The sequence below is a fragment of the Brachybacterium sp. AOP24-D1-21 genome, from assembly GCF_052378665.1.
In the GTDB taxonomy this organism is placed as follows: domain Bacteria; phylum Actinomycetota; class Actinomycetes; order Actinomycetales; family Dermabacteraceae; genus Brachybacterium.
The window spans coordinates 72,548-85,296 of the sequence record NZ_JBQSXX010000001.1; the positions used below are offsets into that span (position 1 = coordinate 72,548).

Genomic DNA, 12,749 nt, shown 5'->3' on the forward strand with positions numbered 1-12,749 from the left:
GGGCCTCGACGTCGTCAGGGTGGTCACGTCAGGGTGGTCACCGGCACTGCCGGCAGCTCCGCCGCGGGGAGTCAGTCCGCGAAGCGGATGTCGATCGCCGCGCCGTGAGCCGGCAGCCCTTCCGCATCGGCGAGCGTGGTCGCCGCCGTGCGGGCACCCTTGAGAGCGTCGCGGTCGTAGTGGACCACGTGGATGCCGCGCAGGAAGGTCTGCACGCCCAACCCGCCGGTGAAGCGTGAGGTGCCGCCGGTGGGGAGCACGTGATTGGACCCGGCGGCGTAGTCGCCGAGGCTCACCGGGCTATGGGATCCGACGAAGACCGCACCGGCGTTGGTGACCCGGGCGGCGACGGCGGCGGCATCGGCGGTCTGGATCTCGAGGTGCTCAGCACCGTAGGCGTCGACCACCGCCAGCCCCTGCTCGAGGTCGTCGACGAGCACCACACCGCTCTGCTCACCACGCAGCGCCTCCTCGATGCGCGCCTGATGCGCGGCGGCGGGAACCTGGATCGCGAGCGCGGCCTCGACCGCGTGAGCCAGCTCGGCGGAGTCCGTGACCAGCACGCTCGCGGCCAACGGGTCATGTTCGGCCTGGGAGATGAGATCCGCCGCGACGAAGGCGGGGTCGGCATCGGCGTCGGCGAGGATCGCGATCTCCGTCGGCCCGGCCTCGGCGTCGATCCCGACCTGCCCGCGCACCAGGCGCTTGGCGGCTGCGACATAGACGTTGCCGGGACCGGTGACGAGATCCACGGCCTCCAGGCCACGGCCGTCACCCAGATCCTCGGCACCGTGCGCGAGCAGCGCGATCGCCTGGGCGCCGCCGACGGCGAGCACCTCGGTGACCCCCAGCAACGCGCAGGCCGCAAGGATCGTCGGGTGCGGGAGGCCGCCGAACTCCTTCTGGGGCGGCGAGGCGAGCACGATCTGCTCCACTCCGGCGATCTGCGCCGGCACCACGTTCATCACGACCGAGCTGGGCAGCACGGCTCGCCCGCCGGGCACGTACAGTCCGACTCGGCGCACCGGCACCCAACGCTGGGTCACGATGCCCCCGGGCACCACCTGGACCGTCTCGTCGGGCCTGGACTGCGCAGAATCGACGGCACGCACCCGGGCCGCGGATTCCTCCAGAGCGGCGCGGATCTCCGGAGTGAGCTCGGTGAGCGCGCGCTCCAGCTCCTCCTTGGGGACCCGCAGATGCTCCGGCCGCACCCCGTCGAAACGTTCGGAGGCATCGCGCACCGCGGCGGCACCCCGCGCGGCGACGTCCTCGACCACCGGGCGCACGGCCGCGACCGCGGACTCGACGTCCAGTTCGGCTCGCGGCAGCGCCGCGGTGAGCTCGGCCGCACTCAGGCGCCGCGCGCGGAGGTCGATCACGGAGAGGAACGGGGCGGGATCAGGCATGGCGTCAGTCTAGAAGGGCGGCGGGGACCGGGCATGTTCTGCCCATCCCACGGAAGGACCTCCCTCCCGGATCGACCCGGTCGCAGGGTTACAGTCGTCCTCGTGCTCGTCGCCTTTCTCCTCACTCTCGTCGCCGGTGGCGCCACCAGCATCGGTGCCGCCCTCGGGGTGCTGGGGCGCGGCACCAACGCGAAGGTCCTGGCCGGCGGTCTCGGGCTCTCCGCCGGGGTCATGCTCTACGTCTCCTTCATGGAGCTGCTGCCCGAGGGCATCCGGGTGCTCTCCGGGGGCGAGGCCGATGCCCGCGGCACCGCCTTCGCCGTGCTCGCCTTCTTCGTGGGCATCGCACTGATCGCCGTGCTCGACCGGCTGGTCCCCAGCGCGGTCAGCCCCCACGAGTTCGCGGGCCGGATGGACGGCAGCCACGGTGAGGACGAGCACCGCGCTCCGGACGAGCAGGCCGCCGATCTGGCCCTGCGCGCCCGCCTGCTGCGCACCGGCACCGTCACCGCCCTGGCCCTCGCGCTGCATAACGTGCCCGAGGGCTTCGCGACCTTCGTGGCCGCGCTGCAGGCGCCTGAGGTCGCGATCCCGGTGGTCGCCGCGATCGCGCTGCACAACATCCCCGAGGGTCTCGCCGTCGCGGTGCCGGTGCGTCGGGCCACCGGCTCCCGGAGCAAGGCCTTCTGGCTCGCATCCATGACCGGACTCGCCGAACCCGTCGGGGCGGTGCTCGGATTCCTCCTGCTCTCTCCCCTGCTCAGCGGGGATGCCATGGGAGCGATCCTGGCCGGCGTGGCCGGAGTCATGGTCTTCGTGTCCCTCGACGAGCTGCTGCCGGCGGCGGAGGAGACCGGCGAGCACCACACCGTGATCTATTCACTGGTGGCCGGCATGGCGGTCATGGCGGTGACGCTGCTGGTGCTGTGAGGCGGGCGCGTGCTGTGGATCGGGCTGGTGCGGTGAATCGGGGCGCGCTCCGGTACGTTCTCCCCAGCACCGAAGACGGCCATGCGGAGGCACCGGCCTGAGGTGGAGGGTCGGGGGACCGGAAGGGGACACGATGGTCACGGCGGAGGGTCGGGGCGACACGGAGAAGAGTCGTCCTCTGCTGCGGCGCCATAGGGCGAGTGCGCTCGCCACCGGGCTGCTGATCCTCTCGCTCGGCGCCTGCGATGCCCTCCCTGCGCTGCCCGGAAGCGGCCCCTCCACCCCGGATGCGCCGTCGACTGCCGCGGAGCCGATGGACCCCGAGCAGGTCATGAGCACCGCGAGCACGGCGACGGACCCGTCCTGGCTGTGCCGTCCCGGCGAGGAGGACAGCCCGCTGCCCGCCTCGACCGAGGGCGGGGTGCTGACCCCCGAATCGATGAGCACCGAGGGCAACGACCTCACCCTCACGGGACCGTTCCGCCTCGCGGCGGACCACAGTTACACCGGCTTCGTCCCCGAGGGGGTGCTGCTGCCGGCCCATCCGGAGAACCGCGGCGTCCCCGCGCCGGGGTACGACGGCGAGCTGGGCGTCGAGGGCGCACCGGTCCCGCCGATGGTGGTGCGCGAACGCGTCGAGATCGCCGCAGCGGAGGGCGAGTCGGCCCCGTCGGCCGCCACCGCACACCTCACTCTGGGCACCTGCGACGACGCGCCCCTGCCCGACGGCCAGTTCCTGCTGCGACTCAGCGGAGGCGGGATCGACGGGCCGGGCCGCGGGACGGACGACGCCGGGTGGAAGGCGAGTGAGGATGTGCTGGTCGACGTGGTGGGCGGCCGGCTGAAGGTCGTGCCCGGTGCGATCAGCGCCCCGACCGGCGAGGTTCCCGTGGATCTCTCGCAGTTGGCCTGCCGTGCGCCGCTGGAGGCGGTGGGCGACGGCGACGGCCTGACCGTCGATGTCGAGGATCCCACCACCAGCGTCTCGACCCTGGTCCCGGAGGACGAGCCGGGAACGGCCATCACCGCGAAGGTCACGGTCACGGTGCAGGAGCTCGGCACCCGCGCCCTGCTGCAGGGAGTTGTGGTGGTCGATCCCGCCACGGGCACGGTGGTGACCGGCGCCCGCAATGCGACGGACGTCGGCCTGCAGTGGATCGACGAAGACGGGGTGACCCGCGTCGATCGCGCCTGGGTCAGCCGCTCCACCTGCGGCCGCGGCGCCCTCTCCCCCGGCTCCTACCGGGCGCATGGCTTCGCGGTCACGGTCGATGCGGAGGGTGCGACCCAGATCGTGCTCTCGGACCCCTGGGAGGTCGAGGTCGTCGACGAGGAGCCGGCCGCCTGAGACCCAGGTCCCGGAGCCGAGCGGACGAGCACCATCTCACGTACCGTGGAGGCATCCTGATCGATGGGGCGGGCCGAGCCCGTCGTCGATTAGTCTTGACGTCAAGACAAATGCCGCACCGACCCGAGGGAGCACCGCGACACATGGCGCGCATCATCTACACCCACACCGACGAGGCGCCGATGCTGGCGACCGCATCGTTCCTGCCGATCCTCGATGCCTTCTCGGACACGGCCGGGATCGACGTCACCACCCGTGACATCTCCCTGGCCGGCCGCATCGTCGCGGCCTTCTCCGACCTCCTGCCCGAGGACCAGCGCGAAGCGGATGCTCTCGCCGAGCTGGGCGAGCTGGCGAAGGCACCGGACGCCAACATCATCAAGCTGCCCAACATCTCCGCCTCGGTGCCGCAGCTGAAGGCCGCCGTCGCCGAGCTGCAGGCCCAGGGCATCTCCCTGCCCGACTTCCCCGAGTCCCCCTCCACCGACGAGGAGAAGGACGTTCGGGCCCGCTACGACTCCGTCATGGGCTCGGCCGTGAACCCGGTGCTGCGCGAGGGCAACTCCGACCGTCGTGCCCCCGCCGCGGTGAAGAACTTCGCCAAGGCGCACCCGCACCGCATGGGCGCCTGGAGCAAGGACTCGAAGACCTCCGTGGCCACGATGGGCCAGGACGACTTCCGGGCGAACGAGCAGTCCGTGGTGCTCGAGGCCGCAGACACCCTCTCGATCGTGCACATCGCAGCCGACGGCACCGAGACCGTGCTCAAGGCCTCCCTGCCGGTGCTCGCCGGTGAGGTCGTCGACTCCACCGTGATGCGCGTTGCGGCGCTCGAGGCCTTCCTGCGCGAGCAGGTCGCCACTGCGAAGGAGCAGGGTGTGCTGTTCTCCCTGCATCTGAAGGCGACCATGATGAAGGTCTCCGACCCGATCCTGTTCGGTCACGCCGTGCGCGCCTTCTTCCCGACCCTGTTCACCCAGTTCGGTGACCAGCTCGCTGCGGCCGGCCTGTCCCCCAACAACGGCCTGGGAGGAATCCTCGCCGGGGTCGAGGGCCTCGAGGAGACCGTTCGCGCGGGCGTCAAGGCTGCGATCGAGCAGGACCTGGCCGACGGCCCGGACCTCGCGATGGTGAACTCCCACAAGGGCATCACCAACCTCCACGTCCCCTCCGACGTGATCGTGGACGCGTCGATGCCGGCGATGATCCGTACCTCGGGCCACATGTGGAACAAGGACGACGCCGAGCAGGACACCCTCGCGGTGATCCCCGACTCCTCCTACGCGGGCGTCTTCCAGGCGACCATCGCGGACTGCCAGCAGAACGGCGCCTTCGACCCGACCACGATGGGCACCGTCCCCAACGTGGGCCTGATGGCGCAGAAGGCCGAGGAGTACGGCTCGCACGACAAGACCTTCGAGGTCGCGGCCGACGGCCGCATCGAGGTGCGGGACGCCTCCGGCGCCGCGCTCATGACCCAGGAGGTCGCGGCCGGCGACATCTTCCGGGCCTGCCAGGCCAAGGACGCCCCGATCCGCGACTGGGTCCAGCTCGCGGTGCGCCGCTCGCGCGAGTCGGGCATGCCCGCCGTGTTCTGGCTCGACGAGTCCCGCGCCCATGACCGCAACCTCATCGCCAAGGTCGAGAAGTATCTGGCGGAGGAGGACACCGAGGGTCTGGACATCCAGATCATGTCCCCCATCGAGGCCACCGAGCACACCCTGGCGCGGGTGCGCCGCGGCGAGGACACCATCTCGGTCACCGGCAACGTGCTGCGCGACTACCTCACCGACCTGTTCCCGATCATGGAGCTCGGCACCAGCGCCAAGATGCTCTCGGTCGTGCCGCTGATGAACGGCGGCGGCCTGTTCGAGACCGGCGCCGGCGGCTCCGCCCCGAAGCACGTCCAGCAGCTCATCGAGGAGGACTACCTGCGCTGGGACTCTCTCGGGGAGTTCCTGGCACTGGCCGAGTCGCTGCGCCACCTGGCTCGTACTGCCGGCAACGACCGCGCCCGCGTGCTCGCCGACGCCCTGGATCGCGCCACCGAGACACTGCTCAGCGAGGGCAAGTCCCCGCAGCGCAAGCTCGGCAGCATCGACAACCGTGGCAGCCACTTCTACCTGGCGATGTACTGGTCCCAGGAGCTGGCGCAGCAGAGCGAGGACGTCGAGCTGGCCACGGCGTTCGGTCCCATCGCGAAGAAGCTCACCGACAGTGAGCAGACCATCGCCGAGGAACTGCTCGCGGTGCAGGGCAAGCCCGCGGACATCGGCGGCTACTACCGCCCCGATGCCGAGAAGATCGCTGCGGTGATGCGCCCGTCGGCGACCTTCAACCGGATCCTCGAGGAGATCTCGGCGGCGCTCTGAGCCCGCTGGTTCCCTGAGCCCCGCAGACCAGACGCCGGTCCGGACCGCCCTGTGCGGACCGGGCCGGCGTCCGGCGTCTGCAGCCCGACCTGCGGCGAACCCTGCGACGCGATCCGCGATGCACCCTGCGGCGTGACCCGCAGCGCCGCTGCTGCCTGCGTACTCTGGGGCGCGCGGAGCAGCGTGCTCCACCCCGCCCGAGAAAGGCCTGCCGTGCCCGTCATCCCCTCCCCCGTCGATGGCATCGACTTGCGCTATGACGTGACCGGCTCCGGCCCGGCGCTCGTGCTGCTGCACGGCTCGGTGCTCTCCCGGGCGATCTGGCGGGGCCTCGGCTATCTCGCGCCGCTCGCCGCCGAGCACACCGTGATCCGGGTGGACATCCGCGGCCACGGACGCTCCGGGGCGCCGCACGACCCTGCCGTCTACACCCAGCAGGTGCTGGTGGCGGATCTGCTGGCAGTGCTCGACACCGAGGAGATCGAACGCGCCGCGCTGATGGGCTATTCGCTGGGCGCTCGGATCGCGCTGAGTGCCGCACTCGCGCATCCGGGGCGGGTGACCCGCCTGGTGAGCCTCGGCGGCTCCGCCTCGGCGCAGCAGGGTCAGGTCGACTCCGTGTTCTTTCCCGGGGTGATCGAGGCTGTGCGGAAGGAGGGGATGGAGTCGTTCTGCATCGGTCAGGGCCTCAGCCCCGACGTCACCTCTCGGCGGGCCCGCGCGACACGTACCGCTTTCCTCGCGGCCGACCATCTCGCGGTCGCGGCACTGCTCAGCGCCACCGATGACACCCCGGGGGTGCCCGATGACGTGCTCGAGGAGTGCATGGTGCCGGCCCTGTGGGTGGCGGGGACCGAGGACCACCCGCGCTTCGAGGACTCCCAGCGGGCTGCCGCACTGATGCCGGACGCGGAGTTCGTGCCGCTGCCCGGGCGCGACCACGGCGGCACGCTGTTCCCCTCGGATGAGGTGCTCGCGCACGCCCTGCCGTTCCTGCGCTGAGAGTTCCTGCAGTGAGAGTTGGAGCTCCTGCTCCGCTCCCGGTCCGCCGGGTGATCGCGCTGTCCCGGGCCTCGCGCTGGTCCCCGGGCTCGCGCTAGTCCCCGGTGCTCGCGCTGGTCCCCGGGGGCTCGCGTTGGTCAGAGGACCTGGCGGAGCAGCGCCACCAGGGCGACGACGACGATGATGCCGCGCAGCAGCCACTCGGGCATCCGTTTGGCCAGGTGGGCACCGAAGTACCCGCCCAGCAGAGCCCCCACAGCGATGGCTGCGGTGGCGAGCCACACGATCTCCACCCCGAGCACGAAGTGCGCGATGACGTAGACGGTTGCCGCGGCGAGGTTCACCACCAGGCTGAGCAGGTTCTTGATGCTGTTGACCGAACCCATCGGCCGGCCGGTGAAGATGCCGAGGATGCCCAGATAGAGCACCCCCTGCGCTGCGGTGAAGTAGCCGCCGTAGACCGACGCACCGCCCATCGCGGCGATCAGCCCCGGAGACCGATATGGGCTGCGCTGCTCGGCTGCCTCCGTTGCTGGCCCCTCGGCGACGGTCCGGCGGCGGGCCGACCGGCGATCCTGCCGATCGCGCAGGAACGCGGTGAGGCGCTTCTGGAAGATCACCATCGCCAGGGCGACGATGATCAGCACCGGCACCACGACGTCAAGCGCCTGTGCCGGGGAGATCAGCAGCAGGAGCGCTCCGAGGGTCGCGCACACCGCCGTGACGAGCAGCAGCGGCCGAAGGTTCCCCTTCTCCTGGGCGATCTCCCGGCGGTACCCGTAGGTGGAGCCGATGGTGGAGAACAGGATCCCGATGGTGTTGGTGCGCACGGCGACCCCGGGCGGGATGCCGAGGGCGAGGAGCACGGGGAGGGTCAGCAGGGAGCCCGAGCCGACTGCCGCGTTGATCGCACCGGCGAGGGTGCCCAGGGCGAGCAGGAGGATCAGCGAGAGGGGTTCCACGGGCGTCGACCCTACTGCGCACGGAGCCGCGGCGAGCGGACGTCCGCCCGGTGGCGCGCGCGCGGAGAGGCGCGGCGCGTCAGCGGGTCAGGTCCTCCAGCACCTCGTGCAGGACCTGGGCATGGTTGTGCTCGGTGTCCTTCGCGGCGAACAGGAGCACGATCCTCCGGGCCTCGGCCTCGTTCGCCCGGTCCAGCAGCGCCTGAGGAGCGTCGCTGGTCTCGAGCTCGTGGCGGTACCTGGCCGAGAACTCCTCGAAACCCAGCTCATCGCCGTGGAATGCCTTCCTCAGCTCGGAGCTGGGGGCGACGTCCTGGTCCCAGTCGTCGTGCGCGAGCCGCTCCTTCTTGATGCCTCGGGGCCACAGCCGATCCACCAGCACCCGGTATTCGTGAGCGGCGGAGCCCTCGTCGTCCAGCACGTCGTGAACGCGCTCCAGGGTGATCTCGGGGGTGCTCATGATCCGATCCTTCCTGTGGTGGAGCAGACAGGGCCCGGTCTGCGCCGAGGGCGAGCCGGGCCCTGAGGTCAGGGGGCGAGCAGCCGCTCACGCGGGCGCGGGCCGGTCGAAGGGGAGCGCTCAGGCGAGCGCGGCCTGCGCTGCCTCGTAGTCGGGCTCCTCGGAGACCTCGCCGACCTGCTCGGTGTAGAGGACGTTGCCGGTCTCGTCGGTGATGATCACCGCGCGGGAGAGCAGCCCGGCGAGCGGTCCATCGCTCATGGTCACGCCGAAGTCCTCACCGAAGGAGGAGCGGAAGGCGGAGCCGGTGACGACGTTCTCGATGCCCTCGGCGCCGCAGAAGCGGGCCTGGGCGAAGGGCAGGTCCTGGGAGACGCAGACGACCACGGTGTTCTCGAAGCCCGCAGCGAGCTCGTTGAACTTCCGCACGCTCATCGCGCAGGTGCCGGTGTCCACCGAGGGGAAGATGTTCAGGACCACGCGCTTGCCGGCGAGGTCGGCGCTCGAGACGGCACCGAGGTCCTGGCCGACGAGCTCGAAGGCCGGCAGGGCAGAACCCGTGGCCGGCAGCTCGCCGACGGTGCTGATGGGAGTGTTCTTGAAGGTGATGGAAGCCATGACTCCATCATCTTCTTCGGAGCTGAGCGGCACAAGCCGCTTCCTGGGAGCCGGCCTCGGCACAGCGCGAAGGCCGGGACCGCCAGGTCAGTCCATCGTCTCCCGCAGCCGCTCGGTCTGCTCCTCGACGTCGAAATCGGCGACGGGCCACTGCGGGTCGATGCCCTCGAGGGCGTTCAGCAGCAGCTGCTGGACTGCGATCCTGGCGTACCACTTGCGGTCGGCGGGGATCACGTTCCAGGGGGCCGCGACCGTCGAGGTCGCCCTCAGCGCCCGTGTGTACGCCTGCATGTAGTCATCCCAGTGCTGGCGCTCGTCGACATCACCCGGGTTGAACTTCCAGTGCTTGTCCGGGCGCTCGAGCCGTTCCATCAGCCGCTCCCCCTGCTCCTGACGGGAGATGTGCAGCATGACCTTCACGATCGTCGTCCCCGCCTCGGTGAGCTCCCGCTCGAAGGCGTTGATGGCGGTGTACCGCTCGCGGATCTCTTTCGCGTCGGCCCAGCCGTGCACGCGATGGATCAGCACATCCTCGTAGTGCGAGCGGTCGAAGACCCCGATCATCCCCGGAGCTGGGGTGCGCTTGCGGATCCTCCAGAGGAAGTCATGGCGCTTCTCCGCCGGGGTCGGGGCCTTGAAAGCGGCGATGTCCACGCCCTGCGGGTCCACGTTCCCCACCACATGGCGCATGATGCCGCCCTTGCCGGAGGTGTCCATCCCCTGGACGACCAGCAGCACGGAGCGGCCGCCCTCCTGACCATGGTGGGCCGCGTACAGGCGCTCCTGGAGCTCGTCGAGCTCGCCATCGCGGTCCGCGAGCACCTCCTTGCCGTCGTCCTTCTTCCCGTCGAAGCCGGGGGTGGCGCGGGGGTCGAGCTCGGTGACCTCGCCCTTCCACCCGGATTCGATCAGAAAGCCGGTGGGCGTCTGGTCACTGGGCGCTGACTGCTTCGGTGTCTTCGAGGTCTTGGGCTTCTTCGACATGAACGCAGGGTAGCCCGGGCGGCTCCCCGAGGTGGGGCTTCGCCGCCGATTTGACTCCACCGTCCGGTCGGCGGAATGTCGTCGCATGACCTTCACCGCCATCACCAATGCCCATATCGTCCCCATCGAGGGCGAGCCCTTCGACGGGACGCTCCTGATCCAGGACGGACGGATCACCGATCTCGGGCCCGACCTGGAGATCCCTGCAGATGCCGAGGTGCTCGACGCGGCGGGCGGCTGGCTGCTGCCGGGGTTCATCGACGCCCACGTGCACCTCGGCGTGTGGGAGGAGGGCGAGGGCTGGGCCGGCCAGGACACCAACGAGATGACCGACCCGGTGATGGCCGCGGCACGCGCGATCGACGCGATCAACCCCGTCGAGGTCGGCTTCGACGACGCGATCATCGGCGGCATCACCGCGGTGAACGTCAATCCCGGCTCCGGGAACCCGATCGGTGGCCTCGCGGTCGCGATCCGCACCCATGGCCGCGTGGTGGACGACATGGTGCTGCGCAGCCCCTCCGGGCTCAAGGCCGCGCTCGGCGAGAACCCCAAGCGCGTCTACGGGGAGCGGAACCAGACCCCCTCGACCCGACTCGGCGTGGCTCTCACGATCCGTCAAGCCTTCGCGAAGGCCCGCGCCTGGAGCGCGAAGCCCGTCGAGGAGCGCAATGCGGATCTGGTCTCCGAGGCGCTCACCCGGGTGCTGGAGCGCGAGATCCCGTGGCGCCAGCACTCGCACCGGGCCGACGACATCGCCACCGCCCTGCGGCTCGCCGAGGAGTTCGGCTACGAGCTGGTGCTCGACCACGGCACCGAGTCGTACCTGATCGCCGACCGGATCGCGGCCGCCGGGGTGCCGGTGCTCTACGGACCGCTGATCGTCTCCCGCTCCAAGGTGGAGGTCCGGAACCGCACCCCGCAGGCGCCCGGGATCCTCACCGCGGCAGGGGTGAAGGTCTCGATCATCACCGACCATCCGGTGGTGCCGATCGAGTTCCTCATCGACCAGGCGGCTCTCGCCGTCAAGCACGGCATGGCCTCGGCCGACGCGCTGCGGGCGATCACCCTGAACCCGGCCGAGGTGCTGGGGATCGCCGATCGGCTCGGCTCCCTCGCCCCGGGCAAGGACGCGGATCTGGTGCTCTGGGAGGGCGATCCGCTGGATGTGCGGAACCGGACGCTGCGGGTATGGCAGAGCGGCCGCGAGGTCATGCATCGCGACGACGCCGGCGAGCCGGTGATAGCCGCGCGCTGAGGAGGCGGGCGGCCCGCCCGGCGCTCAGCCTTCGTAGGCGGGCGGGCCGTCCTCGGAGGCGGGCTCCTCGGCCGTGAGCGGCAGGTGGAACCGCTCCCGGGCGTTCTCCGGCACCAGGTCCAGGTGCTCCGCGAGGTTCTTGCGGATCAGGCGGTGCACGAGCGGGCAGTAGGGATGCAGCTGCAGTCCTCGCTCGCGGAGGTCGGCGAACATGCCACGGACGAGCTGGCCGGCCAGGCCCTGTCCCTGGAACGCCTCGTCGATCTCGGTGTGCACCGCTGCGAGAACTTCCCCGCGCAGCCGGTAGTCCACGAATCCGGCCGTGGTCCCGTCCACGCGGATCTCGTAGCGCGAGTTCTCGGGGCTGTCGATGACAACGGTGTCCATGGCGTCTCCTGCCGACGGTGGGGTCCGGGCGGGTGCTGTGCCCGGTCCCCACCGTAGTGCGGGGTCATGATGCCCGGCCAGGGTGCGCAGCCAGGGCGCTCGGCTGCGGCGCACAGTCGCAGTGCACAGCCGCAGTGCACAGCGAGCACCAGTCGTCGAGCGCACGACCGCAGTACCCAGCGAGCATCAGTCGTCGAGCGCGCGGCGATCGTCAGTCGTCGATCCTGACCTCACCGGTCTCGACGTCGACCTCCACGTCGACGTCGCCGCCGTCGGCCCGGTCGATGTCGATCTGGTAGCGGATCTTGCCGTCGTCGGAGTCCAGGTCCCAGCCGCTGACGCGCCCGGGCTCCTCACCGAGGGCGATCTCGATCGCCTCGGCGTAGGCCATCGGGGAGGTCACGTCGACCACGGGGTCCTGGTCGTCGTCATCATCGGTGTCGTGTGCGGTGACCTCGCCGGTGGTGGCGTCGATGTCGAGCTCGTGCTGGGTGCCGTCCGCGATGAGCTCGAGCTCCCACTCCCAGGCGCGGTCATCGTGGTCGATCTCGATCTGCACGAGCTCGCCGCCGCCCACGGTCTCGGTGGCGATCTCGAGTGCTCGTTCGGCGGTGATCGGCAGCTCCTCGGTGGCGAGATCCGCGTCCTCGGGCAGTGCGGCCGCGGCGGGTTCCTGCTGCGCGGAGCCCGTCGCGCCGCCGTCATCGCTCGCAGCGCTGTCGTCGGTCGAGGTGTCATCGGCCGCGCCATCGTCGGTCGCAGCACCCTCGTCGGAGGCGTCACCTCCCTCCTGGGCGGTGCCGGACCCCTCGCTGGGCGCTGCGCCGTCCTCGCTCTGATCAGTGCCGCCGCAGCCGGCGGCGAGGGCGACGACGAGTGCCCCGAGCGCCGCGGCGCGGGCGGTGGTGCGGGGACGGATGAGGGTGCGGTTCATGGGGTGCCACCTTCCTGGAGGGGTGCTGCCACCCGCGGCGGCAGACTCCCGATGTCGAACAGTCACCCCAGGCTAGAACGGGGAA

General features: G+C 70.8%; 12 protein-coding genes. 5 read left to right on the top strand and 7 right to left on the bottom strand.

Annotated features, from left to right (window positions below; all coding sequences use genetic code 11):
• Nucleotides 1-71 precede the first annotated feature (71 nt).
• Entirely contained in the window at nt 72-1,409 is a 1,338-nt protein-coding gene (gene hisD, locus ACT3UF_RS00315; protein ID WP_441444313.1) for a histidinol dehydrogenase, read from the bottom strand.
• A gap of 102 nt (nt 1,410-1,511) precedes the next feature.
• Here hisD and zupT point away from each other — a divergent pair, with 102 nt between their 5' ends.
• From zupT to ACT3UF_RS00335, 4 genes are all read left to right on the top strand, one after another.
• On the top strand, nt 1,512-2,339 hold the full coding sequence (zupT, locus tag ACT3UF_RS00320; protein ID WP_441444312.1) for a zinc transporter ZupT: 828 nt from the start codon (nt 1,512-1,514) through the stop codon (nt 2,337-2,339).
• Between the two features lie 133 nt (nt 2,340-2,472).
• Entirely contained in the window at nt 2,473-3,687 is a 1,215-nt protein-coding gene (locus tag ACT3UF_RS00325) for a hypothetical protein (protein ID WP_444502238.1), read from the top strand.
• A 143-nt stretch (nt 3,688-3,830) separates the two neighbouring features.
• Nucleotides 3,831-6,059: an NADP-dependent isocitrate dehydrogenase gene (locus ACT3UF_RS00330; protein WP_444502237.1), complete on the top strand. Its 2,229-nt coding sequence runs from the start codon at nt 3,831-3,833 to the stop codon at nt 6,057-6,059.
• 213 nt (nt 6,060-6,272) lie between these two features.
• Entirely contained in the window at nt 6,273-7,061 is a 789-nt protein-coding gene (locus ACT3UF_RS00335) for an alpha/beta fold hydrolase (protein WP_444607945.1), read from the top strand.
• A gap of 137 nt (nt 7,062-7,198) precedes the next feature.
• On the opposite strand, the gene ACT3UF_RS00340 is transcribed toward ACT3UF_RS00335, so the two are convergent.
• The 4 genes from ACT3UF_RS00340 to ACT3UF_RS00355 form a co-directional block, all read right to left on the bottom strand.
• A complete protein-coding gene (locus ACT3UF_RS00340; RefSeq protein ID WP_441444308.1) occupies nt 7,199-8,023 on the bottom strand; it encodes a sulfite exporter TauE/SafE family protein in 825 nt (274 codons plus the stop codon).
• Between the two features lie 79 nt (nt 8,024-8,102).
• Nucleotides 8,103-8,483, bottom strand: coding sequence for a DUF488 domain-containing protein (locus ACT3UF_RS00345; protein WP_444607946.1), 381 nt, complete (start codon nt 8,481-8,483; stop codon nt 8,103-8,105).
• Nucleotides 8,484-8,603: 120 nt separating this feature from the next.
• On the bottom strand, nt 8,604-9,101 hold the full coding sequence (tpx, locus tag ACT3UF_RS00350) for a thiol peroxidase (RefSeq protein WP_444599636.1): 498 nt from the start codon (nt 9,099-9,101) through the stop codon (nt 8,604-8,606).
• An 87-nt stretch (nt 9,102-9,188) separates the two neighbouring features.
• Entirely contained in the window at nt 9,189-10,085 is an 897-nt protein-coding gene (locus ACT3UF_RS00355; RefSeq protein ID WP_444606876.1) for a polyphosphate kinase 2 family protein, read from the bottom strand.
• Between the two features lie 85 nt (nt 10,086-10,170).
• On the opposite strand from ACT3UF_RS00355, the gene ACT3UF_RS00360 reads away from it, so the two are divergent.
• Nucleotides 10,171-11,343: an amidohydrolase gene (locus tag ACT3UF_RS00360; RefSeq protein ID WP_444606877.1), complete on the top strand. Its 1,173-nt coding sequence runs from the start codon at nt 10,171-10,173 to the stop codon at nt 11,341-11,343.
• Nucleotides 11,344-11,367: 24 nt separating this feature from the next.
• On the opposite strand, the gene ACT3UF_RS00365 is transcribed toward ACT3UF_RS00360, so the two are convergent.
• Both ACT3UF_RS00365 and ACT3UF_RS00370 read right to left on the bottom strand, forming a co-directional pair.
• Complete coding sequence (locus tag ACT3UF_RS00365) at nt 11,368-11,730, bottom strand: GNAT family N-acetyltransferase (RefSeq protein ID WP_441444304.1); 363 nt, start codon at nt 11,728-11,730, stop codon at nt 11,368-11,370.
• A 211-nt stretch (nt 11,731-11,941) separates the two neighbouring features.
• Nucleotides 11,942-12,664 (bottom strand): PepSY domain-containing protein, encoded by a 723-nt coding sequence (locus ACT3UF_RS00370; protein ID WP_441444303.1) that lies wholly within the window; start codon nt 12,662-12,664, stop codon nt 11,942-11,944.
• Between the last annotated feature and the right edge of the window lie 85 nt (nt 12,665-12,749).

Coding starts and splice junctions, on each gene's coding strand:
- hisD (WP_441444313.1), bottom strand. CDS start 1,409: ATGCCTGATCCCGCCCCGTTCCTCTCCGTGATCGACCTCCGCGCGCGG.
- ACT3UF_RS00325 (WP_444502238.1), top strand. CDS start 2,473: ATGGTCACGGCGGAGGGTCGGGGCGACACGGAGAAGAGTCGTCCTCTG.
- ACT3UF_RS00330 (WP_444502237.1), top strand. CDS start 3,831: ATGGCGCGCATCATCTACACCCACACCGACGAGGCGCCGATGCTGGCG.
- ACT3UF_RS00345 (WP_444607946.1), bottom strand. CDS start 8,483: ATGAGCACCCCCGAGATCACCCTGGAGCGCGTTCACGACGTGCTGGAC.
- tpx (WP_444599636.1), bottom strand. CDS start 9,101: ATGGCTTCCATCACCTTCAAGAACACTCCCATCAGCACCGTCGGCGAG.
- ACT3UF_RS00355 (WP_444606876.1), bottom strand. CDS start 10,085: ATGTCGAAGAAGCCCAAGACCTCGAAGACACCGAAGCAGTCAGCGCCC.
- ACT3UF_RS00360 (WP_444606877.1), top strand. CDS start 10,171: ATGACCTTCACCGCCATCACCAATGCCCATATCGTCCCCATCGAGGGC.
- ACT3UF_RS00365 (WP_441444304.1), bottom strand. CDS start 11,730: ATGGACACCGTTGTCATCGACAGCCCCGAGAACTCGCGCTACGAGATC.
- ACT3UF_RS00370 (WP_441444303.1), bottom strand. CDS start 12,664: ATGAACCGCACCCTCATCCGTCCCCGCACCACCGCCCGCGCCGCGGCG.